25 protein-coding genes and 2 rRNA genes are annotated in these 26,713 nt (G+C 67.3%); 5 read left to right on the forward strand and 22 right to left on the reverse strand.

The window, feature by feature from the left end; all coding sequences use genetic code 11:
• Positions 1-58: 58 nt before the first annotated feature.
• From OED01_RS10160 to OED01_RS10170, 3 genes are read left to right on the forward strand one after another with little or no spacing between them, the layout of a single operon-like run.
• Positions 59-637: a GNAT family N-acetyltransferase gene (locus OED01_RS10160; RefSeq protein ID WP_264155164.1), complete on the forward strand. Its 579-nt coding sequence runs from the start codon at positions 59-61 to the stop codon at positions 635-637.
• 55 nt (positions 638-692) lie between these two features.
• Positions 693-1,367, forward strand: coding sequence for a lysoplasmalogenase (locus OED01_RS10165; protein WP_264155165.1), 675 nt, complete (start codon positions 693-695; stop codon positions 1,365-1,367).
• A complete protein-coding gene (locus OED01_RS10170; protein WP_264155166.1) occupies positions 1,364-1,750 on the forward strand; it encodes an RNA-binding S4 domain-containing protein in 387 nt (128 codons plus the stop codon). The genes OED01_RS10165 and OED01_RS10170 overlap by 4 nt, the downstream gene beginning before the upstream one ends.
• Positions 1,751-1,761: 11 nt before the next feature.
• On the opposite strand, the gene OED01_RS10175 is transcribed toward OED01_RS10170, so the two are convergent.
• On the reverse strand, positions 1,762-2,661 hold the full coding sequence (locus OED01_RS10175; RefSeq protein ID WP_264155167.1) for an NUDIX hydrolase: 900 nt from the start codon (positions 2,659-2,661) through the stop codon (positions 1,762-1,764).
• 77 nt (positions 2,662-2,738) lie between these two features.
• On the opposite strand from OED01_RS10175, the gene OED01_RS10180 reads away from it, so the two are divergent.
• Complete coding sequence (locus OED01_RS10180; RefSeq protein ID WP_264155168.1) at positions 2,739-3,296, forward strand: phosphorylase family protein; 558 nt, start codon at positions 2,739-2,741, stop codon at positions 3,294-3,296.
• Positions 3,297-3,356: 60 nt separating this feature from the next.
• Here the strand turns inward: OED01_RS10180 and OED01_RS10185 are convergent, their stop codons facing one another.
• Positions 3,357-3,959 carry a TetR/AcrR family transcriptional regulator gene (locus tag OED01_RS10185; RefSeq protein WP_264155169.1) on the reverse strand — a complete coding sequence of 201 codons (603 nt, stop codon included), beginning with the start codon at positions 3,957-3,959 and terminating at the stop codon, positions 3,357-3,359.
• A gap of 83 nt (positions 3,960-4,042) precedes the next feature.
• Here OED01_RS10185 and OED01_RS10190 point away from each other — a divergent pair, with 83 nt between their 5' ends.
• Positions 4,043-5,536: a hypothetical protein gene (locus OED01_RS10190; RefSeq protein WP_264155170.1), complete on the forward strand. Its 1,494-nt coding sequence runs from the start codon at positions 4,043-4,045 to the stop codon at positions 5,534-5,536.
• Positions 5,537-5,596: 60 nt separating this feature from the next.
• Here OED01_RS10190 and OED01_RS10195 read toward each other — a convergent pair whose 3' ends face one another.
• The 20 genes from OED01_RS10195 to OED01_RS10290 form a co-directional block, all read right to left on the reverse strand.
• Entirely contained in the window at positions 5,597-6,673 is a 1,077-nt protein-coding gene (locus OED01_RS10195; RefSeq protein ID WP_264155171.1) for a Glu/Leu/Phe/Val dehydrogenase family protein, read from the reverse strand.
• Positions 6,674-6,759: 86 nt separating this feature from the next.
• Positions 6,760-8,283, reverse strand: a complete 1,524-nt coding sequence (gene der / locus OED01_RS10200; protein ID WP_264155172.1) for a ribosome biogenesis GTPase Der — start codon at positions 8,281-8,283, stop codon at positions 6,760-6,762.
• The gene (gene cmk, locus OED01_RS10205; protein WP_264155173.1) at positions 8,273-8,959 is read right to left on the reverse strand and encodes a (d)CMP kinase; all 687 of its coding nucleotides are present in this window, start codon (positions 8,957-8,959) and stop codon (positions 8,273-8,275) included. Before cmk ends, der begins: the two co-directional genes overlap by 11 nt.
• Positions 8,952-10,070: a prephenate dehydrogenase gene (locus OED01_RS10210; protein ID WP_264155174.1), complete on the reverse strand. Its 1,119-nt coding sequence runs from the start codon at positions 10,068-10,070 to the stop codon at positions 8,952-8,954. Before OED01_RS10210 ends, cmk begins: the two co-directional genes overlap by 8 nt.
• Positions 10,067-10,861 carry a pseudouridine synthase gene (locus tag OED01_RS10215; RefSeq protein ID WP_264155175.1) on the reverse strand — a complete coding sequence of 265 codons (795 nt, stop codon included), beginning with the start codon at positions 10,859-10,861 and terminating at the stop codon, positions 10,067-10,069. Before OED01_RS10215 ends, OED01_RS10210 begins: the two co-directional genes overlap by 4 nt.
• A complete protein-coding gene (scpB, locus tag OED01_RS10220; RefSeq protein WP_264155176.1) occupies positions 10,858-11,454 on the reverse strand; it encodes an SMC-Scp complex subunit ScpB in 597 nt (198 codons plus the stop codon). The genes OED01_RS10215 and scpB overlap by 4 nt, the downstream gene beginning before the upstream one ends.
• A complete protein-coding gene (locus OED01_RS10225; RefSeq protein WP_264155177.1) occupies positions 11,444-12,259 on the reverse strand; it encodes a segregation and condensation protein A in 816 nt (271 codons plus the stop codon). Before OED01_RS10225 ends, scpB begins: the two co-directional genes overlap by 11 nt.
• A complete protein-coding gene (locus OED01_RS10230; protein ID WP_264157955.1) occupies positions 12,243-13,076 on the reverse strand; it encodes a ParA family protein in 834 nt (277 codons plus the stop codon). Before OED01_RS10230 ends, OED01_RS10225 begins: the two co-directional genes overlap by 17 nt.
• 155 nt (positions 13,077-13,231) lie before the next feature.
• Positions 13,232-14,134 carry a site-specific tyrosine recombinase XerD gene (gene xerD / locus OED01_RS10235; protein WP_264155178.1) on the reverse strand — a complete coding sequence of 301 codons (903 nt, stop codon included), beginning with the start codon at positions 14,132-14,134 and terminating at the stop codon, positions 13,232-13,234.
• Between the two features lie 2 nt (positions 14,135-14,136).
• A complete protein-coding gene (locus OED01_RS10240; RefSeq protein ID WP_264155179.1) occupies positions 14,137-14,724 on the reverse strand; it encodes an NUDIX domain-containing protein in 588 nt (195 codons plus the stop codon).
• A gap of 1 nt (position 14,725) precedes the next feature.
• On the reverse strand, positions 14,726-16,420 hold the full coding sequence (locus OED01_RS10245; protein ID WP_264155180.1) for a CTP synthase: 1,695 nt from the start codon (positions 16,418-16,420) through the stop codon (positions 14,726-14,728).
• A gap of 17 nt (positions 16,421-16,437) precedes the next feature.
• Positions 16,438-18,129: a DNA repair protein RecN gene (gene recN, locus OED01_RS10250; protein WP_264155181.1), complete on the reverse strand. Its 1,692-nt coding sequence runs from the start codon at positions 18,127-18,129 to the stop codon at positions 16,438-16,440.
• Positions 18,126-19,046: an NAD kinase gene (locus tag OED01_RS10255; RefSeq protein WP_264155182.1), complete on the reverse strand. Its 921-nt coding sequence runs from the start codon at positions 19,044-19,046 to the stop codon at positions 18,126-18,128. Before OED01_RS10255 ends, recN begins: the two co-directional genes overlap by 4 nt.
• Complete coding sequence (locus tag OED01_RS10260) at positions 19,043-19,840, reverse strand: TlyA family RNA methyltransferase (protein ID WP_264155183.1); 798 nt, start codon at positions 19,838-19,840, stop codon at positions 19,043-19,045. The genes OED01_RS10255 and OED01_RS10260 overlap by 4 nt, the downstream gene beginning before the upstream one ends.
• Positions 19,837-20,013, reverse strand: coding sequence for a hypothetical protein (locus OED01_RS10265; protein ID WP_264155184.1), 177 nt, complete (start codon positions 20,011-20,013; stop codon positions 19,837-19,839). Before OED01_RS10265 ends, OED01_RS10260 begins: the two co-directional genes overlap by 4 nt.
• A gap of 9 nt (positions 20,014-20,022) precedes the next feature.
• Positions 20,023-21,054, reverse strand: a complete 1,032-nt coding sequence (locus tag OED01_RS10270; protein ID WP_264155185.1) for an HAD-IIA family hydrolase — start codon at positions 21,052-21,054, stop codon at positions 20,023-20,025.
• Positions 21,054-22,001, reverse strand: coding sequence for a hypothetical protein (locus OED01_RS10275; protein ID WP_264155186.1), 948 nt, complete (start codon positions 21,999-22,001; stop codon positions 21,054-21,056). The genes OED01_RS10270 and OED01_RS10275 overlap by 1 nt, the downstream gene beginning before the upstream one ends.
• Positions 22,002-22,048: 47 nt before the next feature.
• On the reverse strand, positions 22,049-23,065 hold the full coding sequence (locus OED01_RS10280) for a hypothetical protein (RefSeq protein WP_264155187.1): 1,017 nt from the start codon (positions 23,063-23,065) through the stop codon (positions 22,049-22,051).
• Positions 23,066-23,146: 81 nt separating this feature from the next.
• Positions 23,147-23,263, reverse strand: a 5S ribosomal RNA gene (gene rrf / locus OED01_RS10285).
• Between the two features lie 121 nt (positions 23,264-23,384).
• Positions 23,385-26,489, reverse strand: a 23S ribosomal RNA gene (locus OED01_RS10290).
• Positions 26,490-26,713: the final 224 nt, after the last annotated feature.

Genomic DNA, 26,713 nt, shown 5'->3' on the forward strand with positions numbered 1-26,713 from the left:
ACGCGTTCGCGAACCGGCATCCCTTGCCCGTGTCGTACGTGTGGCGTACGGTGCCGTCATGCCGGCAATCACCACCCTTCCCGCCACCGCTGAACGCTGGGATGACGTGCAGCACGCCCTCTCTGGAGGGGGCGACGGCCGCAGCTGCCAGTGCGCCTGGTTCACTCTCACCAACGCGGAGTTCGACCACACGAGCGTCGATGAGCGACGCGATCTGCTGCACGGAGAAGTCCAGGCGGACCCCCCGCCCGGCCTCGTCGCGTACGTCGATGGCGAAGCCGCCGGCTGGGTCCGCGCCGGCCCGCGGACGATACAGCGCCGCATCGCTCGCACCCGCGCGATCATCACCTCCACACCGCAGCCGCTCGATGACGACTCCGTCTGGGCCATCACCTGTTTCGTCGCCCGCAAGGAGCACCGCGGCCTCGGCCTGAACGCCGCCCTGCTGCGCGCCGCGGTCGACCTGGCCCGCGACCACGGAGCACGCGTGATCGAGGCCTACCCGGTCGACACCTCGATCGGCCACGTGCCGCCGAACGACCTGTACCACGGCGCGCTCTCCACCTTCCTCGCAGCCGGATTCACCGAGACGGCCGTCACGAAGCCAGGGCGCCCCCTGGTCGCACTCGAACTGTGACGATCGAACGGCGGCGAAGACACGTTCGGAACCGCCGCGACCATACGATGGAAGGATGCAACGAAGCGTCTTCGGCCGTCCCAGCATCTGGTGGACGTTCGTCCCGTACGCGCTGATGTCCGTCCTGCACGTCGGCGCACTCGCCGTCGGCAGCGACCTCGCTCCCCCGACCAAGCTGTGGCTCATGCCGCTGCTGGCGGTCCCCGTGCTGGTCTCGCTGCGCCTGAGGCCGATGCTGGCGATCATCCTCCTGCTCGCGGCGCTGCTGTTCTCCTGGCTCGGCGACGGCGCCGGCGCGTTCTTCCCCACCGGACCCGAGCTCCCGCTCATGCTCGGATTCTTCGGCCTCGCCCACATCGCGTACATCGTCCTGTTCCTCCGCGTACTGCGTCGGCAGCGGATGCCGTGGTGGGCGCTGATCTACGCCGCCTGGTGGGTCGCGATGATCGCACTGCTCGGGCCGCACACCGGCGACCTGCTGATCGCCGTCGGCGCCTACGGACTCGTCCTCGGAGCCACAGCCGCCCTGGCGACGCGGTGCCATCCGCTCGTGATGACCGGTGGCATCTTCTTCCTCGTCAGCGACACGATCCTCGCCTTCCGCCTGTTCCTCCCGGATGCGATGCCCGACTGGACGAGCCCGGCCGTGATGGCGACGTACACGCTCGGTCAGGGACTGATCATCGCCGGCGCGCTCGTGACCCTCCGCGAGGGGAAGATCCAGCGATGACCGATGACACCGGCCCCGCGCACACCAAACCCGTGCGGGTCGACAGCTGGCTGTGGGCGATCCGCGTCTACAAGACCCGCTCTGTCGCCACGACCGCCTGCCGCGCCGGACACGTGCGCGTCAACGGCGACAAGGTGAAGGCCGCCCAGACCGTCAAACCGGGCGACGAACTGCGCATCCGGATCAGCGGTCTCGACCGCATCCTTGTCGTCCGCCAGACCCTGGTCAAGCGCGTCGGCGCACCCCTGGCGGCGCTCGCCTACGAGGACCGGACGCCGCCCCGCGACCCCGTCGCCGCCCTCGGCGTCCGCGACCGCGGCGCCGGACGCCCGACCAAGCGCGAACGCCGCGACATCGACCGCCTGCGCGGCCGCGACGACTGAGCCCGCCCGCCTCAGTCGATGAGGCCGCGCAGCCAGCCAGCGCCCTGCACGCGCGCACCGGCATGCTCGACACGCGCGCGGAGTTCCCTGTCGCTCGACACGACCGTCACCGCGTGCCCGGCACCTACCAGGCGCGACGCCTCGGCCACGATCTCGTCGTCGCCCTCCGCCGGAGCCCGCACGATGCGGACCGCCTCGTCTGCGGCATCCGATTCGATCGCCTTCGCCTGCCCCTCCACGACGAAGCTGACCGCGGGGAACCAGGCGTCACCCGGCAGCTCGAGATCTGCACCGGATACTTCGAGCCCGGCCAGCGAGCTGCGCAACCGCGTGGCCGCCCCTGCTCGATCTCGCCACCAGCCATCCGGCACGCTGCCGACGACGTTGGCGGCATCCACGACCAGTGCGGGTCGCACGTCGAGCAAGGCCCGCAGGCGCGGCCACGCCTCACCGAAGCCCGGATGCAGCGGCCGATCGGCCACCTCGTCGAGCGGCACCCATTCGAGCGCCACGCTCTCCGGGTCGCTGATCACCGGGTCGAACGGCTCGACTACGTCGGCGACGAGCGTCGTGTACGACCAGATGTCGAGGTCGAGAACGCTCGTGAAGCGCGGTCGCACAGCGCCCTCGGGAACGCCGGCCTCCTCCGCCGCCTCGCGCTGCGCGCCGTCGATCGCCGATTCCCCCTCGTGCAGCGCGCCGCCGGGAAGCCCCCATGTGCCGCCGAAGTGACTCCAGGAGACCCGGTGCTGCAACAGGACACCGCGCTCCGGATCCACCGCCAGAAGCCCGGCGGCCCCGAACCGGCCCCAGTACCTCTCCCCCGTCGGCGCGATGACCCAGGCGTCGCCCGGGTCGCGCGGACCCTCGGGTCGACGCGGCTCATCGGGAGTCGGAGGAACGATCGTCACCCTTCCAGCCTGTCACAGCATCCGCTCGGCGGCATCCGGCGCGACCGGAGGCGTAACGGCTCTGCGAAGATTGATCCGTGAAGCTTCTCGTCGCCGCCCTCGAGTCCGAACTCTCCGCCTTCCCCGCGCACATCCCCGGGTACGAGCGGCTGGTCACCGGCCCCGGCAAGATCAAGGCCGCCTACGCCCTCACCCGCGCGCTCGACAACGGCCACTACGACGAGGTGCTCGTGGTCGGCACCGCCGGCGCGATCGACCCGGACATCGCCCCCGGTATCCACGTGATCGACACGGTCTTCCAGTACGACGTGATCGACGACAACGGCGTCGCCGGTCACCATGTGTCCATGCCGCAGCGGCTGACCCTCGGTGACGGCGACGTGATCATCGCCACCGGAGACAGCTTCGTCGACGACGCCGACACCGTGCTCGCGATCCGCGCGCTCGGCGGACGCCTCGTCGACATGGAGGCGTACGTCTACACGTGGGTCGCCCAGCAGTTCGGCGTCCCTATCCGGATCTGGAAGGCCGTGTCCGACACCGCGCAGGACGGCGCGAACCAGACGTGGGAGGCCACCGTGGCGGCCTGCAGCCGCGAGCTCTGGACGCGGCTGCAGGCCGAGCTCGAAGCCTGATCCGGCGGCGGCCAAGAACGACCGACAGCACTCATGCGAAGCGGTCGAGCGAGGTGGCGTTCAGTCCAGGGCATCGGACGTGCGTTCGCCGCCTGCATGCCGGATGAAAACGGTCAGCGTCGTCGAAAGATGCTCGAACCCCTCTCTCGCCGACGGGTCGATGAGCCATTGGAGCACGGCTCCGTTCAACATGGCGAGGCACACTGATCCGAGCGTCGCCGCTTCGGATTCGGTCACCTGATCTCGCTCGATGCCGAGCGCGATCCCAGCGAGGTCCACGCGGGCGCGTTCATAGGTGGCGCGATACTGGTCGCGCACCTCGTCCGAGAATTCCGCCTGCGCATACGCCTGCACACTCGCTGCGACCACACGGCGCTCGTCCGCATTTGCCGCCAGTACCGCGGCGAGGAACTGTTCCATACGATCGGCGGGGGTTCCCCGGCCGACATTGTCCGCAGCTTCGGCGATGCGGTCCCCCCAGCCTTCAATGAGCTGGATCACCGCCGCGTTCATCAGCGCATCTTTCGAGCCGAAGTGATAGCCGATCGAGGCAAGGTTCGCGCCAGGCGAGGCGGCGACGATGTCGCGGGCCGTGGTGTGTGCAAAGCCGCGCTCGACAAGGCATATCCGCGCTCCTTTGAGCAACTGATCTCGCTGTCCCATGTTTCGATCCTATGGCCGTTTCTGTACACGCGTGCTATACATATGTTCTGTACACATGTATATCTCATCTGAAGGAGTGCGCCATGACCGAAGACCACTCGTTGCTCGCGCCGCCCGAGCACGCGCCTGCGATCCCGATCACGATCGACTGGGAGGACGAATCCCGTACGCTCACGACGGTCCTCACGACGCACCTGTGGGCGGCCCCGCCCCTTGAGCGCGACGCGCCTGCGCATGATCGCGCTTTCCAAGCTCTTCGTGATCTGAACGTCGACTATGCACGCTTTCTCCCATGGTTCTCGAATCCGCTGGTCTCCGTGCCAGCGCTTTCGGCACCGACGGCGACGGGCACGTCGTGGGACTTCTCGAGGCTCGACCCGTACGTCGAGGACTTCATGAACGCGGCCGAGGGGCGACCGGTTGTGGCGAACTTCGCCACGATCCCCCACTGGATGTTCGTGGGAGGCGACCAGATCGAGATCGGCGGGGATCGCGACCACATCCATTGGGACTACGAGCAGGGCGTGCAGTTCCGCGACCAGACCCTGGAGGAGGTCGCCGACTACTTCTATCGCATTGCGAGCTGGTACATCGCCGGTGGTTTCGTCGACGAGCTCGGAGTGCGCCATGAATCCGGACACCGGTACCGCTTCGCCCAGTGGGAAGTTCTGTGCGAGCCGGATCTGAACCGTCGTATGACGCCCGAGACGTACACGCGTCTGTACGACGCCGTCGTCGCGCGTGTGCGCACGCTCGATCCTGAGATGGAGTTCGTGGGCCTGTCGCTCAGCCATGTCCACCACAACCCCGAGTACTTCTGGCACTTTCTCGATCCGTCCCATCACGCCGCGGGCATTCCGCTCGACGCATTCTCCGTGCACTTCTACGCGTCCCCCGACATCGTGAACCCCTTCGGTCCGGAGGGGAATCCGCCCGCCGCACAATGGGAGACCGCGTTCTTCACGCAGGCCGACGGGTTCATCGAGCAGCTGCGCTACATCAGGTCGATCGCGGACCGGCTCTCACCTGACACGCGCATGCTGCTCAACGAGATCGGCACCTACCCGTCAGACGTGATGAACCCGAATCCGTCGATCCCGGCGGACTACTGGGCACTCAGCGCCGCGGTGCAGTCGTATCTCTGGGCGCGCAGCCTCGAGATCGGCGCTGACCTTTTCGGTGTCGCCGAGTTCAATGGATACCCGGGGATGATCCCCGGAACTTCACTCGTCGACTGGGAAACCGGCGAACCGAACGCTCGCTATCGTGCGCTGAAGCTCCTGGTCGAGAGCGTGCGTCTCGGCGACGTCATCGCTCCGACGACGACAGGGTATCCCGGGTTTCCCGATGCGCGAGTCTATGCGCAAGCCTTCACCGGGAGCGGCAGGTCGCGCACAGTCGTGCTCGTGAACAAACGCGGAGTGCCCATCGACGTCGAGCTCGATGTCTGGATCGAGCCGTCGATCCTCCGCTCCGTCGATGTGACCACCGGAAATCGCGCGCCGCGCGGTCAGCACACGAGCGGTGGCAGGTTCACCCTCGAACCCTACGCGACCGCGGTGCTCACTCGAGGCTGACGTCCGAGCGACGCCGGCGCCGTCCGCCTGGGCGTGTCGACGCCGGCGCTCGGCTCGGAGCTACGAGAGCACGCTCTGCGACGCGCGCGCCGCCCGCAGCCGCGCCTGCGCGAGCTCCTCCGCCGCCTGCAGGGGCGTGACACCGCGCTCGGCCGCGTCGTCGAGGATGCCTCGCACGGTGTCTCCGATCCCGGAGACGCGCTCCATGATCTCGGCTCGCGTACCGATGCGCTTCGCCTCGAGATCGAGGTAGATGACGCCGCCGGCGTTGACCACGAAGTCCGGGGCGTAGAGGATGCCGCGGTCGGCCAGACGCTGCGCGCCGTCATGCGCGGCGAGCGGGTTGTTCGCCGGTCCGCACACGGCGCGGACATCCAGGGCGTCGATCACGTCATCCGTCAGCAGGCCGCCGATGCCCGCGGGGACGAACACATCGGCCGGCACGAGATGCTCGGAACCCGGTTCGACCCAGGTGACGCCGAGATCGGCCGCGAACTGTCGACGCGCCGGGTTGACGTCCGTCGCCGTGAGCACGGCGCCCTCGGCGGACAAGCGCACGGCGAGGCGTCCGCCGACCTGTCCGAGACCGGAGATCGTGATGCGGCGTCCTGCGACGTCCGCCGAGCCGGTCAGCCGCTCGAGCACGGTGCGCAGCGACTCGTACACGCCGAGGCTCGTGGGTCCCGCCGGCTCGCCAGAGCCGCCGACGGCATCCGGCAGCCCGACCACATGTGCCGTGCGCTCGCTGACCGTGAGCATGTCCTCGGTCGTCGATCCGACGTCCTCGGCCGTCCGGTAGAGACCGCCGAGCGACTCCACCGCGTCGCCCAGGTCGAGGAACGCGGCGCGACGGCGCTCGGAATCCAGCACCGTCCCCTCGGCGAGGCCGATGACCGACTTGCCACCGCCGGCATCGAGACCGGCAGCTGCGTTCTTGAGAGTCATGGCGGCCGACAGGCGCAGTGCATCACCGAGAGCATCGCTCCAGTGCGGGTACGTCCACAGCCGCGCACCGCCGAGAGCGGAGCCGAGTGCGGAGGAATGCAGCGCGACGGCGATGAACAGACCGCTCCGCCGTCCTGTGATCACCTCCACGCGTTCGTGGGAGAAATCGGGCAGGGGCAGGGTGTGCGTCATCGCATCCTCTTTCGGCGGGCCTTGTGGGCGTGCTCGGTGGATGCCACGGCTTTGCGGCATCCACCTCCCATCGTACCGCCGAAGGCTCAGCGCTGGCGGCGCTCCCGCACGCGCATGTTGATGACGATCGGCGTCCCCTCGAAGTCGTAGATCTCACGCAGGCGACGCTGGATGAACCGGCGGTACCCGGGGTCGAGGAACCCGGTCGTGAAGAGCACGAACGTCGGCGGGCGCGTCGACGCCTGCGTGCCGAACAGGATGCGCGGCTGCTTGCCACCGCGCAACGGGTGCGGGTGCTCGGCGACGAGCTCGGACAGGAACGCGTTGAACTTGCCCGTCGGAATGCGACGGTCCCAGTTCTCCAGCGCGGTCTCGAGAGCCGGCACGAGCTTGTCGAGGTGACGGCCGGTCTTGGCAGAGATGTTCACTCGCGGCGCCCACGCCACGTGGGCGAGATCCTTCTCGATCTCGCGCTCCAGGTACCGGCGGCGGTCCTGGTTCTCCATGTCGTCGTCGTTCAGGCGATCCCACTTGTTGAACGCCAGCACGAGCGCGCGACCCGACTCGAGCACGAGGTCGATGATGCGGATGTCCTGCTCGCTGATCGTCTCGGAGACGTCGAGGACGACGACGGCGACCTCGGCCTTCTCGAGCGCGGCCGACGTGCGGAGCGACGCGTAGAAGTCCGCACCCTGCTGCAGGTGCACACGGCGGCGGATGCCGGCGGTGTCGACGAGACGCCACAGCTTCCCGCCCAGCTCCACGACCTCGTCCACAGGGTCGCGGGTGGTGCCCGCGAGGTCGTTGACGACCACGCGCTCCTCCCCCGCTGCCTTGTTCAGCAGCGAGGACTTGCCCACGTTCGGTCGGCCGAGGATCGCGACCCGGCGCGGTCCTCCGATCTCCGACTTGGCCACGGCGGAGATGGTCGGAAGCTTCTTCATGACCGCATCCAGGAGGTCCGCGACACCACGACCGTGGATGGCGGACACCGGGTGCGGCTCACCGAGACCGAGGTTCCACAGCGCGGCGGCCTCGGGCTCCTGACGGGCGTCGTCGATCTTGTTCGCGACGAGGAACACCGGCTTGCCGCTCTTGCGCAGCAGCTTGACGACGTGCTCGTCGGTCGACGTCGCGCCGACCTTCGCGTCGACGACGAACAGCACGACGTCCGACAGATCGATCGCGACCTCGGCCTGGGCCGCGACGGAGCGGTCGATGCCCTTGGCATCCGGTTCCCACCCGCCGGTGTCCACGACCGAGAAGCGGCGATCAGCCCACTCGGCCTTGTACGTGACACGGTCGCGCGTCACACCGGGGGTGTCCTCGACGACGGCCTCACGGCGACCGAGGATGCGGTTGACCAGCGCCGACTTGCCCACGTTCGGGCGGCCGACGATCGCGACGACCGGGAGCGCGGGCAGGAACTCGATCCCGTCCTCGCCACCGGCGAGGCCGGCCAGCAGCGCGGCGTCCTCGTCGTCCAGGTCGTACTCGGCGAGTCCGGCGCGCAGCGCCTCCGCCCGCTGTTCGGCGAGCACCTCGTCGAGGTCGTTCATCTTCTCTTCGAGGCGGTCAGGGCCGCCCTCGTACTCTTCTTCAGCGGGCATCTTCCGCTCCTTGCTTTCGGTCGATCACCGCGAGCACGGCATCGATGGTCTGGGGGAAATCGAGTGCGGTCGAATCGACGACCTCCACGCCTTCGGCGGCGTTGAGGAAATCGACGACCGTGCTGTCGGCGGCGTCGCGACGGTGCAGCGCTTCGGCCACCGCTGCGGCGTTCTCGTCGGCGAGCTCGCCGGCCCGGCGCGCGGCGCGGACCTCGGGTGCCGCGGTGAGCAGGATCCGCACGGGGGCATCGGGAGCGACGACGGTGGTGATGTCGCGTCCTTCGACGACGACGGCGTCGAAGGACGCATCGGACACGAGGGATCGGAACAGTTCGTTGACCTGGGCGCGTACCTCGGGCACGCGCGCCACGCCGCTCACGGCGCCCGAGACGCGCGACTCGCGGATCGCCTCGGTGACATCCACATCGCCCACGCGGACGGAGCGATCATCGGGGTCGAGGCCGATCACCAGGTCGAATTCGGATGCCGCGGTCCGCACGGCCTCGGCATCCGCCGTGTCCGCGCCACGGTCGAGCACATGCCAGGCCAGCGCGCGATACGCGGCTCCGGTGTCGAGATAGCCGTAGCCGCGCGTGCGCGCGACGGCCTTGGAGACGCTGGACTTGCCCGAGCCGGCGGGTCCGTCGATCGCGATGAACTTGTGTGCGTCAGTCATTGGTCGTCCCTGCAATCCGCCACCCGCGCTCCTGCAGCCCGGCGATCGCGCCGCGCAGCGCCGCGGGCGCCACGCTGATCTCGGCCAGTCCGAACTGTGCGCCCGGCGAGTGCTCCAGGCGCAGGTCTTCGACGTTCACGCCCAGCTCGCCGAGCTCTCCGAAGAGTCGCCCGAGCTGACCGGCCGTGTCGTCCACCATGACGACCAGCTGCTCGTAACGCCGGTTCTGTCCGTGCTTGCCCGGCAGACGCTCGACGCCCTCGTTGCCCTGACGGATCGCATCCGCGACGGCGCGACGGGCCCCGGGGGCCGCGGGGTCCCGCAGCGCGTCGGACACCTTGCGGAGATCGTCCGCCAGCGCGTCGAGCACCTCGACCACCGGCTGCGCGTTGGCACCGAGGATCTGGACCCAGAGCTCCGGCGCGGATGCCGCGATGCGCGTGGTGTCGCGCACGCCCTGTCCTGCCAGGCGGAGCGCTCCCTCGTCAGCCGAGGCGAATCGTCCGGCGAGCACGCTCGCCACGACCTGCGGGACGTGCGAGGTCAGCGCGACCGAGCGGTCGTGCTCCTCGGGGGTCATCTCCAACGGCATGGCTCCGACGTCGAGCGCCAGCGCCTCGACGAGAGCGAGGTCGGCCGGGCGGGTCTGATCGTCGCGGCACACCACCCACGGACGGCCGACGAACAGGTCGGCCCTGGCCGAGATCGCGCCGCCGCGCTCGCGACCGGCGAGCGGGTGGGAGCCGATGTAACGCGTCAGGTCGACGCCGCGTTCCTGCAGCGCGCGGAACGGCTCGAGCTTCACGCTCGCGACGTCGGTGACGACGGCATCCGGGTATCGGTCGAGCTCGGACTGGATGACGTCGGCCGTGACATCCGGCGGGACGGCCACGACCGTCAGCACGGGTCGGTCGTCCTCCCGGGCCGGGCGACCGGCACCGTAATCGATGGCGAGCCGCAGCTGCGCCGGCGACGCATCCGTCAGCACGACATCGACGCCCTTCGCGCGCAGCGCATGGCCGATGCTGGCGCCGAGCAGGCCGGAGCCGACGACGCGCACGGTCCCCGACAGCCGTGGGGGCACCACGGCACCACGGACCTGTTCGCTCACTGCTTCTCCTGCACGTCTCCCGGCGTCGCATCCGCAGGGGCATCCTGGCGCGCGAGAGTCAACAACGCACCACGTTCGATTTTAGTCAGTTCCCGGGACTTCCCCGCCGGGAGTGTTCCCAGGTGCAGCGGACCGAACTGCCGACGGACGAGTTCGGTGACCGGATGGCCGACCGCCGCCATCATCCGACGCACGATCCGGTTGCGTCCGGAGTGCAGTGTGAGCTCGACCAGGCTCGATCCGCGCGAGGCATCCAGCAGTCTGGCCTTGTCGGCCGCGATCGGGCCGTCCTCGAGCTCGATGCCTTTCGTCAGGGCCGCGATGGTCTGCGCGGTGACGGTGCCTTCGACCTTGGCGATGTAGACCTTCGTGACGCCGAACGAGGGGTGCGCGAGGACGTGCGCCAGGTCGCCGTCGTTCGTGAGGATGAGCAGACCGCTGGTCTCGGCATCCAGGCGTCCGACGTTGTACAGGCGCTCCTCGTAGTCCTTCGTGAAACGCCGCAGATCGGGGCGCCCGTTCTCGTCGCGCATCGTGCTCACGACACCGGTGGGCTTGTTGAGCATCACGTAGCGCTTGGAGACGTCCAGCTGCACCGCCGTGCCGTCGACGTCGACGAGATCGGTCTCGGGGTGGATCCGACGGCCCAGTTCGGTGACGACCTCGCCGTTCACGCGGATGCGTCCTTCGACGATGTACTCCTCGATCACGCGGCGCGAGGCGACGCCCGCGTTCGCGAGCACCTTCTGCAGTCGGATGCCGTCGGCGGCCGGGTCGGTGATGGGTGTCATCGGATACTGCTTTCTTCGAAGCCGTTCGAACCGTCGTCGAGCAACGGGGAGATCGGCGGGAGTTCGTCGAGGGAATTGATGCCGAGGTTCTGCAGCAGGGCATCGGTGGTGCCGTAGTTGATCGCGCCGGTCTCGGAATCGGCGAACAGCTCCGTGATCAGACCGCGCGCGAGGAGCGTGCGGACGACGGAATCGACGTTGACCGCACGGATCGACGCGACCTGGCCGCGTGTGACCGGCTGCTTGTACGCGATCACGGCGAGGGTCTCCAGCGCCGCCTGCGACAGTCGTGCGGGCGCCTGGCCTCCGACGAACTCGGCCACGAGCCCGTCGTGGTCCTCCCGCACGTAGAGCCGCCAGCCGCCGCCGACCTCGCGGAGCTCGAACCCGCGGCGCGGCCCGCTGCCTCGGCCGTCGTAGTCGTCGACGAGCGTCTCGAGCGCCTGTCGCACTGCCGGGACGGGAGCGCTGACCGCTGCAGCGAGGGCGACGAGCCCCAGCGGCTCCTCCAGCACCAGCAGGATCGCCTCGAGCTTCTCGGTCAGCGGCGCGTCCACCGCGTCCGCGCTCGCGTCGGTCACGTCATCGGTCATAGTCGGCCCCCAGGGTCGCGAGCATCTCATCCGACCAGGTGTCGGCTGCCCAGCGCAGCGTGAGCTCGCCGAGCGGTTCCAGTTGTTCGAAGGACAGCGCCGCGTGCCGGTACAGCTCGAGCACCGAGATGAACCGCGCCACGACGATGCCTGGTTCGCTCACGCCCGAGACCAGCTCGCGGAACGTCAGCGATTCGGTGTTGCGCAGCAGCGTCACCACGATCGCCGCCTGCTCGCGGATGCTGACGAGCGGCGCGTGCAAGTGGTCGAGCCCGACGTGCGGGATCTCCTTCGGCGCGAACGCGAGCAGCGCGAGCGCCGCGAAGTCATCGACGTTGAGACTCCAGACCAGCTCCGGCGTCTGCCTGCGGTGCTTCTCGTCCAGTCGTACCGCGCGGACATGGCGACGGTCTTCGCGCTGGAGGCTGCGGGCGAACCACGCCGAGACCTCCTTGAACGCGCGGTACTGCAGCAGCCGGGCGAACAGCAGGTCACGTGCCTCGAGGAGCGCGACGGACTCCGCGTCGACGAGCTCGCCCTGCGGCAGGAGCCCCGCCACCTTCATGTCGAGGAGCGTGACGGCGACGACGAGGAACTCGGACGCCTGGTCCAGCTCCTCCTCGGGGCCGAGCTCCTTCAGATAGGCGATGAACTCGTCGGTGACCTTGCTCAGCGACACCTCGGTGATGTCGAGCTCGTGCTTGGAGATGAGGTTCAGCAGCAGGTCGAACGGGCCGTCGAAGTTGCCCAGAGAGACCCGGAAGCCGGAGTCCTCGGTCGAATCGATCTCAGGCGACGGCGCCACGGGCGACCAGCTCCCGCGCCAGCCGCAGATACGCCTGCGCGGCGGCGTGCTCCGGCGCGAACTCGGTGATGGGGACGCCGGAGACCGAGGCATCCGGGAACTTCACCGTACGACCGATCACCGTCTCGAGCACGTCGTCGCCGAACGCCTCGACCACGCGCTCCAGCACCTCGCGGGAGTGCAGCGTCCTGGGGTCGTACATCGTGGCGAGCAGTCCGTCGAGCTCGATGGCGGGGTTGAGCCGGTCGCGCACCTTGTCGATCGTCTCGATGAGCAGGGCGACACCGCGGAGGGCGAAGAACTCGCACTCGAGCGGGATCAGGACGCCGTGGCTGGCGGTGAGCGCATTGACGGTCAGCAGTCCGAGGGAGGGCTGGCAGTCGATCAGGATGACGTCGTACTCGTCGGTGACCTGCCGCAGCGCCCGCGACAGGATCGTCTCCCGGGCGACCTCGTTGACGAGGTGGACTTCGGCCGCGGACAGGTCGATGTTCGCCGGGATCACGTCGAGACCTTCGACCGACGAGGGGACGATCGCGTCGTGCACGTCGCGCTTGGTGTCCAGCAGCAGGTCGTAGATCGTGAGCATGTCGTGCGTCTGGATGCCCAGACCGGCCGACAGCGCACCCTGCGGATCGAAGTCGACGGCCAGAACCTTGCGGCCGTACTCGGCCAGGGCCGCGGCGAGGTTGATCGACGTGGTCGTCTTGCCGACGCCGCCCTTCTGGTTGCACAGCGCGATGATGCGCGCCGGACCGTGCGACTCGAGAGGAGCCGGCGTGTCGAAGCCGTGATAGGGGCGACCGGTGGGTCCCATCAGGGGCTCGTCCGCCTTCGACGTCTTTCCCTTGGACTTCGCCGCTTTATCAGCCACCGGTTCTCCTGCTCCCTTGTGCTCGCTCGATTCTAGTCGCCACCTGCACGGACACGCCGTCCGCACCCGGCGATCCCGCCGAATCGCACGCGCGCAGGTCAGCGGGCTCTGGGGTGGGACGTGGCGTAGATGTCCCGCAGCGCGTCGACGGACACATGCGTGTAGATCTGCGTGGTCGCCACGGACGCGTGCCCCAGCAGCTCCTGCACGACGCGGACGTCCGCGCCGCCCTGCAGCAGGTGGGTCGCGAACGAATGGCGCAGCGTGTGCGGCGACACCTCGGCCGTGATGTCGGCGGCATCCGCTGCCGCGCGGATCACGAGCCAGGCGCTCTGCCGCGACAGCGGCGCGCCGCGCGCTCCGAGGAACAGCTTCGCCGTCGCTCGACCCTTCGCCGCGAGACCAGGGCGCACCCGTGTCAGATACGCGTCGACCGCGTCCCGCGCGTATGAGCCGACCGGGACGATGCGCTCCTTGGACCCCTTGCCGCGGAGCCGGAGGACCTCGCCGTGCGAGAGGTCGTCGACGTCGAGACCGACCGCCTCGGATACGCGCGCGCCCGTCGCGTACAGCAGCTCCAGCAGCGCGCGATCCCTGATGCCCATCGGCTCCTCGGGCGACGGGGCGGAGAGCAGCCGTTCGACCTGGTCGATGGTCAGCGCCTTCGGAAGCCGCTGCGGCGTCTTGGGCGGACGCAGACGCCCTGTCGGGTCCTCCGGCTCGATCCCTTCGCGCACCAGGTAGCGGTGCAGCCCCCTGACCGAGGACTGCAGTCGCGCGAGACTCGTCGCGGCCGGGGCGGGGACGATCGCCGAACGGTCGGCGATGAACCGGCTCACGATCGATCCGCTGATCGCCGCGGTGTCGTCGATTCCGGCATCCGTGAGCCACTGCGCATAGCCCTCGAGGTCGCGCCGGTAGGCCGCGACGGTGTGCGCCGACAGGCCGCGCTCGATCGTGACGTGCCTGAGGTAGGCGTCGACCGCACGCGCCACGAGCACGACTACCGTCCCGTGCTCGCGCCCCGGAGCCGTCGCTCGGCCGCGAGCACGCCGACCGACAGGATGCCGTTGTGCATGCGTCCGGCCAGGACCGCGTCCACGGCGTCCGACAGCGGCACCCACTCGATCCGGATGTCGGCCTCCTCGTCCTCGCGCGCGTGCGCCTCGGCGGCGGAGGAGACGCCCGTCGCCAGGAAGACGTGGATCATCTCGTCGTTGCCACCGGGAGTCGTCCACACCGAGACCAGCGCTTCCCAGGTCTCGGCCACGAGGTCGGCCTCCTCGGCGAGCTCGCGCTGCGCGGCGAGGAGAGGCTCCTCCCCCACGACGTCCAGGAGCCCGGCCGGCAGTTCCCAGTCGCGATGCCGGATCGGATGCCGGTACTGCTGGATCAGCAGCACGCGGCCGTCATCGTCGATCGCGACGACCGCCACCGCTCCGGTGTGTGCGACGTACTCACGGATGATCTCTCCGTCGCCGTACGCGACGCGATCGGAGCGGACATCCCACACCCACCCCTTGTAGACGAGGTCGCTCTGCAGGACCTCCGGCTCGAAGGCTTCGTCCTGCAGAGCGGACGCGTCGTGCACGTCAGGCCCCGGCTTCGACGTCGAACAGCTCGCTCGCGCGGTGCCGCTCGATCGCGGCGCCGACGAGACCGCGGAACAGCGGGTGCGGGTCGGTCGGACGCGAGCGCAGTTCGGGGTGCGCCTGGGTGGCGATGTAGTACGGGTGCACGTCGCGGGGCAGCTCGACGAACTCGACCAGGTCCAGCTCGGGGTTCAGTCCCGAGAACACCATGCCCGCTTCAGCGATGCGGTCGCGGTAGGCGTTGTTGACCTCGTAGCGGTGACGGTGGCGCTCCTGCACCTCGGTCGATCCGTACACCTCGGCGGCGATGGACCCCTCGGCCAGACGGGCCGGGTACAGCCCGAGACGCATGGTGCCGCCCAGGTCGCCACGGTCGATGATGTCGACCTGCTCGGCCATGGTCGCGATGACGGGTGCCACGGTCTCCGGATCGAACTCGCTCGAGGAGGCGCCGTCGATGCCCGCGACGTTGCGCGAGTACTCGATGACCATGCACTGCAGGCCAAGGCACAGACCGAGCGTCGGGATGCCCTGCTCGCGGGCGAACTTCAGGGCGCCGAGCTTGCCCTCGATGCCGCGGATGCCGAAGCCACCGGGCACGCAGATGCCGTCCAGCTCACCCAGCTGCTCCTTCGCACCCTCGGGCGTCTCGCAGAGGTCGGACGGGATCCAGCGGATGTTGACCTTGGTCTCCTGCGCGAATCCGCCGGCCTTGAGCGCCTCCGTCACCGACAGGTAGGCATCCGGCAGGTCGATGTACTTGCCGACCAGGCCGATCGTGACCTCGTGCTTGGGGTTGTGCACGGCGTGCAGGACCTTGCTCCAACGGGTCCAGTCGACCTCGTCCGCCTTCTGGTCCAGGCCGAGGCGACGCACGATGTAGGAGTCGAGCCCCTGCTCGTTGAGCGTCGACGGGATGTCGTAGATGCTCGGCAGATCGACGGTGTTGATCACGCCTTCCGCGTCGACGTCGCACATCAGCGCGATCTTGTTACGATTCGACTCGCTCACGGGGCGGTCGCTGCGCAGCACGAGTGCGTCCGGCTGGATGCCGACCTGCCGCAGGGCCGCGACCGAGTGCTGCGTGGGCTTGGTCTTCTGCTCGCCCGAAGCCCCCATGAAGGGCACCAGCGAGACGTGCACGAAGAACACGCTGTCGCGGCCGAGCTCGTGGCGCAGCTGACGCGCAGCCTCGAGGAACGGCTGCGACTCGATGTCGCCGACGGTGCCGCCGACCTCTGTGATGATCACGTCGGGCTTCGGCGACTCGTCTGCCTGCAGACGCATCCGGCGCTTGATCTCATCAGTGATGTGCGGGATGACCTGCACCGTGTCGCCGAGGTACTCGCCGCGGCGCTCGCGCGCGATCACCTGCGAGTAGATCTGGCCGGTGGTCACGTTGGCCGCCTCGGACAGACTGATGTCGAGGAAGCGCTCGTAGTGTCCGATGTCGAGGTCGGTCTCCGCGCCGTCGTCCGTGACGAAGACCTCGCCGTGCTGGAACGGGTTCATCGTGCCGGGGTCGACGTTCAGATAGGGGTCGAGCTTCTGCATGACGACCCGCAGTCCGCGGGCGGTGAGAAGGTTGCCGAGGCTCGCGGCGGTGAGCCCCTTGCCCAAAGACGAAACGACACCGCCGGTCACGAAGATGTGCTTGGTGGTGTCGTTCTTGGGCCCCGCAGAAGAAGAGTTCATCACGGGCTTCAATCCTATCAGGCGGCGGCGGTGCCGAGACTGAGAAGTTCTCGGGCGTGGGTGATTGCGGCATCCGAATCGGTGAGTCCCGACAGGAGCCTGGCCATCTCGGCCTCACGATCGGGGCCGTCCAGACGGCGCACACTCGAGGCGGTGACGGCGCCGTCGTGGGATTTGACGACGGAAAGATGGTTGCCGGCGAAGGCCGCGACCTGGGCGAGATGAGTGACCGCGATCACCTGGGATCGCTCAGCGAGCCGGGCGAGTCGCCGCCCGACCTCGATGGCCGCCGCTCCGCCGATGCCGGCATCCACCTCGTCGAAGACGAAGGTCGGGACGGGGTCCGTGCCGGCGATCACGACCTCGATCGCGAGCATCACGCGCGACAGCTCGCCGCCGGAGGCTCCACGGCCGACGGGGCGCGGCTCGGCGCCGGGATGCGGGGCGAGCAGGATGGCGACGTCGTCGCGTCCATGCGCGCTCTCCGAGCCCGAGGTCACGGCGACCTCCAGACGTGCGTCGGGCATCGCCAGGGCGTGGAGCTCTTCGGACACGGCAGCGCCCAGACGCGTGGCCGCCTCCGTCCGTACTGCGGTCAACGCGTCGGCTGCCGCGTCGAGTTCCGCCCTGGCCGCGGAACGCTCGGCATCGAGCCGCTCGACGCGGTCGTTGTCGTCGTCGAGTTCGGCCAGACGCGCGGAGCCGGTCTCCCAGAGCGCCAGTGCCTCGTCGAGCGAGCCATGCGCGCGCACCAGGGTGTTGAGCGCGGCACGGCGCTCCTCAACGGCGGCGAGTTCGTGCGGCCCTGCCTCGTCCAGATCGGCGAGGTAGCCGGCCAGCTGACCGGCGAGATCCGCCAGGCGATAGCCGACGTCGGCCAGCGACTCGGCGATACCGGCGAGAGCCGGATCGGACACGCGCTCCAAGAGGCGGCGTGCGTCGGCGACGAACGAAGAGGCATCGGGCTCGCCGTCTTCGTTGGACAGGGCAGTGTGCGCGAGCGCGGCGGCCTGCCGCAGCTCCTCGGCGTTCGCGAGACGCTCGGCCCGCTCGGACAGGACCTCGTCCTCCCCCGCCTCGGGCGCGGTCGCCTCGATCAGGGCGAGCGCCTCGCGCAGACGAGCGGCCTCCTCGGCACGGCGATCGCGGTTGTCCGTGAGCTCGTGCAGTTCGGTATCGAATGCGCGCCATTGCTCCCAGGCGCCGCGGTAGGTGCGCAGCGCCGTGGACACCGGCTCACCTCCGAAGCGGTCGAGGGCGTCGCGCTGAGCCGCCGCGGACTTCAGGCGCAACTGTTCGGACTGGCCGTGCACGACGACCAGCTGCTCCGCGAGCGCGGAGAGGACGCCGGCCGGCGCGGCGCGTCCGCCGACACTCGCGCGGCTGCGCCCTTCGGCGCTGAGCGTACGGGAGACGTAGAGCTCGGATCGGCCGTCTCCGGCCGGCTCGAGTTCGCCACCGGCATCCGTCACGATGTCGGCGACAGCACCCTGCTCCGGAACGACCCAGACCCCGGCGACCGACGCCTGCGCGGCTCCCGCGCGCACCGCACCGGAATCGGCGCGCTGACCGAGCAGAAGACCGAGACCGGTGACGACCATCGTCTTGCCGGCACCGGTCTCGCCCGTGATGGCGGTGAAGCCCTTGCCGAGCGGGAGCACGGCGTCGGCGATCACGCCGAGGTGCTGCATCCGGATCTCCTCGATCATGCCGAGGCCTCCGTCCCGTTGCCGCGCCAGCCGGCCACAGGCAGGCGGAACTTGCGGACGAGTCGATCGGTGAACGGTGCGGGGTGCAGCCGGGCCAGGCGCACCGGGCGGGAGGACCGGCGGACCACGACGCGCGCGCCGGGCGGCAGGTCGTGCGAGCGCCGTCCGTCGCACCACAGGATGCCGGTGCCGCTGGTGCTCTCGAGCATCTCGATCGCGACCGAAGCGTGCGGACTCACCACGAGCGGCTTGGCGAACAGGGCGTGCGCGGACAGCGGCACGACCGCGATCGCCTCGACGCCGGGCCAGATGACCGGCCCGCCGGCGGAGAAGTTGTAGGCGGTCGAGCCGGTGGGCGTCGACACGACCATGCCGTCGCAGCCGTAGCTCGTCAGCGGTCGGCCGTCGATCTCGACGACGACTTCGATCATCCGCTCGCGGCTGGCCTTCTCGACGGTCGCCTCGTTCAGCGCCCAGGTCTCGTACACGACCTCGCCGGCGGCGTCCTTGACCCGGACGGACAGCGCGAGGCGTTCTTCGACCTCGTAGTCCCGCTCGATCACGCGCCGGACTGCTGCATCCATGTCGTCTCGCTCGATCTCGGCGAGGAAGCCGACATGGCCCATGTTGATCCCGAGCACTGGCGCACCGCTGTCTCGCACGAGTTCGGCGGCGCGCAGGATCGTGCCGTCGCCGCCGAGGACGATCGCGAGTTCGAGGTCTCCGACCTGGATGCCGTCGCCGAGGGCGTCGACCGCGGCGAACGCGCCGTCGACCGCCGCGAGTTCAGCGCGGTCCTCCGGCGCGAGGACCGGGCGTGCACCTGCACTGCGAAGGGAGTCGACGACGCGGTGAGCTGCTGCGACGGTGTCGGCCCGGCCTGCGTGGGCGACGACCAGGATGTAGCGCTCGTTCATCGTCCTCCTGCCAGTTCGTCGATCCGCTTCGTCCATTCTGCCGGAGACGTCCCCCGGCCGGGCGACATGTGGACAAGGTACTCGGCGTTGCCGTGCGTTCCGAGGAGCGGTGACGGGAGGATGCCGAGCATCCCGAAGCCGGCATCCCATGCGCTCCAGAGCGTGCGCGCCACGGCATCCGCGCGGATGACCGGATTCGTGACGAGGCCGCCGCGGACGGCGGTGCGGCCGACCTCGAACTGCGGCTTGACGAGGAGCACGACGTCGGCACCGGATGCCGCGACCTGTGCGACCGCACCGAACACGAGCTCGAGGGAGATGAACGACAGATCGCCGACGACCAGCTCAGGGGCACGGGATTCTCCGGTCGCCTGTGCGAGGTTCTCGGGCGTCATGTGGCGGACGTTGTAGCCCTCCACGACGATGACGCCGGGATCCGCCGCGATCGAGGGCGCGAGTTGATCGTGCCCGACGTCGACCGCGAGCACCCGTTCGGCGCCGCGTTCGCGCAGTACCTGAGTGAATCCGCCGGTCGAGGCGCCCATGTCCAGTGCCAGCCGCCCGGCGACGGGCACATCGAACCCGTCCAGCGCCGCGATCAGCTTGTGCGCCGCGCGGCTGACGTAGTGGTCCGCACCCGCGACGGTGATCTCGGTGTCGTCGCCGACCGGTGCGGATGCCTTGATCACGGTGCGTCCGGCGACCTGGACGAGTCCGTCGGCGATCATCGTCGCCGCATGCGTGCGCGAGCGTGCGAGTCCACGGGCCGCGAGGGCTGCGTCGAGGCGGGTCACCGTTCCGACGACTTCTCTCGCTGATCGCCGCGGGCACCGGATTCGAGTCTGCGGGACAGTTCGTCGTGCAGGCTCGAATAGGCATCGGCCCGTGCCGCGAGTGGCTGTCCTTCGATCAGGCGCAGGCGGCTCCAGAGTCCGTCGGTGGGACCTGTCGTGCTGTCGTCGCTCACCCCACAAGCCTACGGCCGATGGAACGGATCCTCGTAGAGGCGCTCTGGCACCCGCAGCACGAAGATCGGCGTCCCGGACTCCCAGATCGCCAGTGCGCCGGCGCGCAGCAGATCGATCTGACGGGTCCCGGCTGCGAGGATCTCGACGTCTCCTCCGGCCACGCGCACAGTCGCGTCCCCGACGGTCACGGCGCCATCCTTGCGCGTCGCCTCCGGGTACGGCTCGTGGAGCTCACGCAGATCCGACAGGATGAACGTCGGGCGCGATCCTTCCGGCGCCGCGAGCACGTGTTTCGGCCGATCGATACCGGTGAGCACGAGAACCGAGTCGATGCCGGCCCGGTTGGCCCCGAGGATGTCGGTGTCCAGGCGGTCGCCGATGAACAGGGTGCGGTGTCCGCCGAAACGGGCGATCGCCTCCTCGAAGATCGGCACTTCCGGCTTCCCGGCGACGGTCGCGAGACGCCCGACCGCCGTGTGGACCGCCGACACCAGCGTTCCGTTGCCGGGTGCCACGCCGCGTTCGCGCGGGATCGTCCAGTCGCTGTTCGTCGCGATCCACGGGATGCCGCCCTCCTCCTCGGGCACCTTCAGGGCGAAGGCGGCCTCGGCGAGGTCGGTCCAGGCGACGTCGGGCGCAAAACCCTGCACGACGGCATCCGGTGCATCCTCGGCACTGCGGGTGACCGTGTAGCCGGCCTTCTCCGCCTCGACGACGAGCCCTTCGCCGCCCACGATCAGCAGCGTGGCCGGCGCGGGCACCATGGTCGCGAGCAGGCGCATGGCGGCCTGCGGACTGGTGACCACTTCACCAGCCGCCACCGTCAGCCCGAGCTCGGTGAGGTGCTCGGCGACCGACGCGTCGGTACGGGATGCGTTGTTCGTGATGTACCCGACACGGCGCTCCCGCGCGACGGCATTCAGGCTGTCCACGGCGTGTGGAAGCGCGCCCGGTCCGGCGTACACGACGCCGTCCAGGTCGGCGAGGACGACGTCGATGCCGTCCAGAGGGGTCGGGCGCTTCTTGGCGAACAAGCCCATCAGGCCCTGTCCCCCTCGTCCTCGACGTCCTTCTCGTCTTCGCCGAGAAGCTCGGCGACCTCCTGCTCGATCTCGTCGCGTTCGGACAGGGCGGGAGCCGGCGCCGGGGCGTCGTCGGTGGCGTCGTCGGTGGCGTCGTCGGCGGGTGCGTCGGCCTCGTCGGCGGGTGCGTCGGCCTCGTCGGCGGGTGCGTCGGCCTCGTCGGCGGGTGCGTCGGCCTCGTCGGCGGCAGCGTCGGCCTCGTCGGCGGCAGCGTCCGCGATCTCGGCCTGCGCGTCGGTGGACTCTTCCTGCACGTCGGCTGGTGCAGCATCCCCGCCGGCGACCGGCTCGTCCGCGGGTGCGCCGGTGGCGGCTTCCTCGGACGAGTCCTCCGGGAACTCGCCTTCGATCAGACTGTCCTCGACGATGAGTTCCTCGTCGCCGTCCTCATCCAGGCCCAGCGCCTCGAGGGCGACCTCGGCGCGTTGCGCCCAGAACTCGGCCTCTTCGTTGCGTCCGAGGTCCTCGAGGACGGCCGCCCGGGCAGCGAACAACGCCGGGCTCCAACTGAACGCGCGGTCCGGGTCGAGCTCAGGGATCTCGAGCTCTCCGAGCGCGAGCTCGGTCTCGCCCTGATCCAGACGTGCGCCGGACATGGCGATCGCCAGGGAAACGCGCACGTCGATCGGCAACGCCGAGCGGTCGACCGCACGTCCGGTCTCGAGCGCACGGTCGGGGCGTCCGACGCCGCGCTCGCTGTCGACCATGAGCGCGATCTGGTCCTCCTTGCCGGAGATCCGGCGGTAGGTGCGCAGCTCGCGCAGCGCCAGAGCGAAATCACCCGTCGCGTACGCCGTGATCCCCAAGGTCTCGCGGACGATCGCGATACGGCCGGCACGACGGGATGCCGCAAGGGCATGCTCGTGCGCCAGCGCAGGGTCTTCTTCGATGAGCTTCGACGCCATCGCGAGATGACGCGCAACCTGCTCGGCGTTCTCTTTGCTGAGCGTCTTCAGCTCATTGCGAGCCGCAGCGGGCAGGTCACGTGCGGTGACCTCGTCGGGGATGTCCGGACCACGCTCGGGGCGAGGTCGATCGTCGTACGGTCGGTCTGACCGGGGACGCTCGGACCCACCGCGCTGCGGGAACGAACTGCGGCCACGATCATCGCGCCGCTCGGATCCACCGTCGCGGCGCTGGTACCCGCCCGAGGGACGGTCTCCATCACGACGGGGGGCGCTGTCGCGACGCTGGTAACCGCCATCGCGGCTCTGACCACCGGTGCGACGGTCGCCATCACGGCGCTGGTACCCGCCCGAGGGACGGTCACCGTCGCGGCGCGGGGCGCTGTCGCGACGCTGGTACCCACCATCGCGGCTCTGACCACCGGACGGACGGTCGCCGTCGCGGCGCTGGTACCCACCGGACGGACGGTCACCGTCACGACGCTGATACCCACCGGACGGACGGTCACCGTCACGACGCTGATACCCACCCGTCGGACGGTCACCGTCACGACGTGGGGCGCTGTCGCGACGCTGGTAACCGCCATCGCGACTCTGACCACCGCTGGGACGATCACCATCACGACGCTGATACCCACCGGACGGACGGTCACCGTCACGACGTGGGGCGCTGTCGCGACGCTGGTAACCGCCATCGCGACTCTGACCACCGCTGGGACGATCACCATCACGACGCTGATACCCACCGGACGGACGGTCACCGTCACGACGCTGATACCCGCCCGACGGACGATCACCATCACGACGCGGGGCGCTATCGCGACGCTGGTAACCGCCGTCACGATTCTGACCACCGGTAGGACGATCACCATCACGACGAGGAGCAGCGTCTCGCGACTGCTGTCCACCATCTCGACGCGGAGCGCGGTCGCGAGATGCGCTGCCGCCTTCGCGATACGACGGTCGGGAAGCGGAGCGATCAGAGCGCGGACGATCCTGGCGCCCGTCCCCGGAGTTCGTGGAACGGTCGTCGTTGTTGCGTCGCGGTCGACGCTCTTCCTCATCCGGCATGATCCCCTGCTCTCTCCAACTTCCTGTTAACGCAAAATGGCCACCCAACCTTGGGTGGCCATTTCACAGAAGAAGTCCGGCGGTGTCCTACTCTCCCACAGGGTCCCCCCTGCAGTACCATCGGCGCTGTGAGGCTTAGCTTCCGGGTTCGGAATGTAACCGGGCGTTTCCCTCACGCTATGGCCGCCGAAACACTATTGATGTTTCAATCAAACCTAAAGACACACGTGGTGCCTGTAGGGTTCTCGACCGTACATCGAGAACCACAAAGTGGACGCGTAGCATCAAATCAAGTCAGTGTTGATTCGAGGTGTTATCAAGTCATCGGCTTATTAGTACCAGTCAGCTGCATGCGTTGCCGCACTTCCACATCTGGCCTATCAACCCAGTAGTCTGGCTGGGAGCCTCTCACCCGAAGGTATGGAAGTCTCATCTTGAGGCCGGCTTCCCGCTTAGATGCTTTCAGCGGTTATCCATCCCGAACGTAGCTAATCAGCGGTGCTCCTGGCGGAACAACTGACACACCAGAGGTTCGTCCAACCCGGTCCTCTCGTACTAGGGTCAGATCCTCTCAAACTTCCTACGCGCGCAGCGGATAGGGACCGAACTGTCTCACGACGTTCTAAACCCAGCTCGCGTACCGCTTTAATGGGCGAACAGCCCAACCCTTGGGACCTACTCCAGCCCCAGGATGCGACGAGCCGACATCGAGGTGCCAAACCATGCCGTCGATATGGACTCTTGGGCAAGATCAGCCTGTTATCCCCGAGGTACCTTTTATCCGTTGAGCGACAGCGCTTCCACAAGCCACTGCCGGATCACTAGTCCCGACTTTCGTCCCTGCTCGACCTGTCAGTCTCACAGTCAAGCTCCCTTGTGCACTTACACTCGACACCTGATTGCCAACCAGGTTGAGGGAACCTTTGGGCGCCTCCGTTACTTTTTGGGAGGCAACCGCCCCAGTTAAACTACCCACCAGGCACTGTCCCTGAACCGGATTACGGTCCGAAGTTAGATATCCAGAGTGACCAGAGTGGTATTTCAACAATGACTCCACATGAACTGGCGTCCACGCTTCAAAGTCTCCCACCTATCCTACACAAGCCACACCGAACACCAATACCAAGCTGTAGTAAAGGTCACGGGGTCTTTCCGTCCTGCTGCGCGTAACGAGCATCTTTACTCGTAATGCAATTTCGCCGAGTTCGCGGTTGAGACAGTTGGGAAGTCGTTACGCCATTCGTGCAGGTCGGAACTTACCCGACAAGGAATTTCGCTACCTTAGGATGGTTATAGTTACCACCGCCGTTTACTGGGGCTTAAATTCTCAGCTTCGCCTTGCGGCTAACCGGTCCTCTTAACCTTCCAGCACCGGGCAGGCGTCAGTCCGTATACATCGTCTTGCGACTTAGCACGGACCTGTGTTTTTAATAAACAGTCGCTACCCACTAGTCTCTGCGGCCTCCAAACGCTTTCGGAGCAAGTCCTAATACGTCGAAGGCCCCCCTTCTCCCGAAGTTACGGGGGCATTTTGCCGAGTTCCTTAACCACGATTCTCTCGATCTCCTTGGTATTCTCTACCTGACCACCTGAGTCGGTTTGGGGTACGGGCGGCTAGAACCTCGCGTCGATGCTTTTCTTGGCAGCATAGGATCATCCACTTTTTATCCGCATCGTGTCTCAGCCTATGTGAGAGACGGATTTGCCTATCTCTCGGCCTACGCACTTGCACCAGGACAACCATCGCCTGGCTTGGACTACCTTCCTGCGTCACACCTGTTAATACGCTAGCCGCACCAGAACGGGGTCGTACGCTAGGCCCAGAGCGTCACCCCGAAGGGATCAGTCACTGGGATTCAGATACTTAGCACTACTGGATTAGCTTGGGCGGTTCTTCGCCGGTACGGGAATATCAACCCGTTGTCCATCGACTACGCCTGTCGGCCTCGCCTTAGGTCCCGACTTACCCAGGGAAGATTAGCTTGACCCTGGAACCCTTGGTCTTTCGGAGGACGTGTTTCTCACACGTCATTCGCTACTCATGCCTGCATTCTCACTCGTGTAGCCTCCACGGCTGGTTCACACCGCCGCTTCGCTGGCCACACGACGCTCTCCTACCCATCAATACGGCTGGACCACGAAGGCCTACCAAAAATATCAATGCCACAACTTCGGTGGCGTGCTTGAGCCCCGTTACATTGTCGGCGCGGAATCACTTGACCAGTGAGCTATTACGCACTCTTTCAAGGGTGGCTGCTTCTAAGCCAACCTCCTGGTTGTCTAAGCAACTCCACATCCTTTCCCACTTAGCACGCGCTTAGGGACCTTAGATGGTGGTCTGGGTTGTTTCCCTCTCGACTATGAAGCTTATCCCCCACAGTCTCACTGCTGCGCTCTCACTTACCGGCATTCGGAGTTTGGCTGACGTCAGTAACCTTGTAGGGCCCATCGGCCATCCAGTAGCTCTACCTCCGGCAAGAAACACGCAACGCTGCACCTAAATGCATTTCGGAGAGAACCAGCTATCACGAAGTTTGATTGGCCTTTCACCCCTATCCACAGCTCATCCCCTCAGTTTTCAACCTAAGTGGGTTCGGTCCTCCACGACGTCTTACCGTCGCTTCAACCTGGCCATGGATAGATCACTTCGCTTCGGGTCTAGGACATGCGACTGAATCGCCCTATTCAGACTCGCTTTCGCTACGGCTACCCCACACGGGTTAACCTCGCCACATATCGCTAACTCGCAGGCTCATTCTTCAAAAGGCACGCTGTCACCCCTACTAAGGAGGCTCCAACGGTTTGTAAGCAAACGGTTTCAGGTACTATTTCACTCCCCTCCCGGGGTACTTTTCACCTTTCCCTCACGGTACTTGTCCGCTATCGGTCATCTGGGAGTATTTAGGCTTATCAGGTGGTCCTGACAGATTCACACGGGATTTCACGGGCCCCGTGCTACTTGGGATACTCTCCACGCCAGAACACATGTTTCGACTACGGGGCTGGCACCCACTATGGCCCGCCTTTCAAGACGGTTCGTCTACACGCTTCTGTAACGCCACCAATTCGGCAGAACTGGTAGGAAAGTCCCACAACCCCGAACATGCAACTCCTGCCGGATATCACACACACTCGGTTTAGCCTCATCCGCTTTCGCTCGCCACTACTCACGGAATCACATGTTGTTTTCTCTTCCTGTGGGTACTGAGATGTTTCACTTCCCCACGTTCCCTCTACCCGCCCTATATATTCAGACGGGAGTCACTAGGTCGGCACGCCGCCCAGCGGGGTTTCCCCATTCGGACACCCTCGGATCAAAACTTGCTTATCAGTTCCCCGAGGCTTATCGCAGATTGCTACGTCCTTCTTCGGCTCCAGATGCCAAGGCATCCACCGTTTGCTCTTAAAGACTTGAAATCACATGAGTTCGAATCGTCAAAAAATTGACTAATGATCTTTAAGATCATCTTCATGAACCAACCCGAAGGTCGGTCCAAAGATGCTCGCGTCCACTGTGTAGTTCTCAAAGTACGGGCGGTACCCCTCACCACCTCCCCAACCGGAGAGACAACAAGAGGCCCAGAGGATTCAGACAAAACGTCTGGCCCCTCAGGACCCAACAGCGTGCAGACACCAAACCC

The sequence above is a fragment of the Microbacterium sp. M28 genome (assembly GCF_025836995.1).
In the GTDB taxonomy this organism is placed as follows: Bacteria; Actinomycetota; Actinomycetes; order Actinomycetales; family Microbacteriaceae; genus Microbacterium.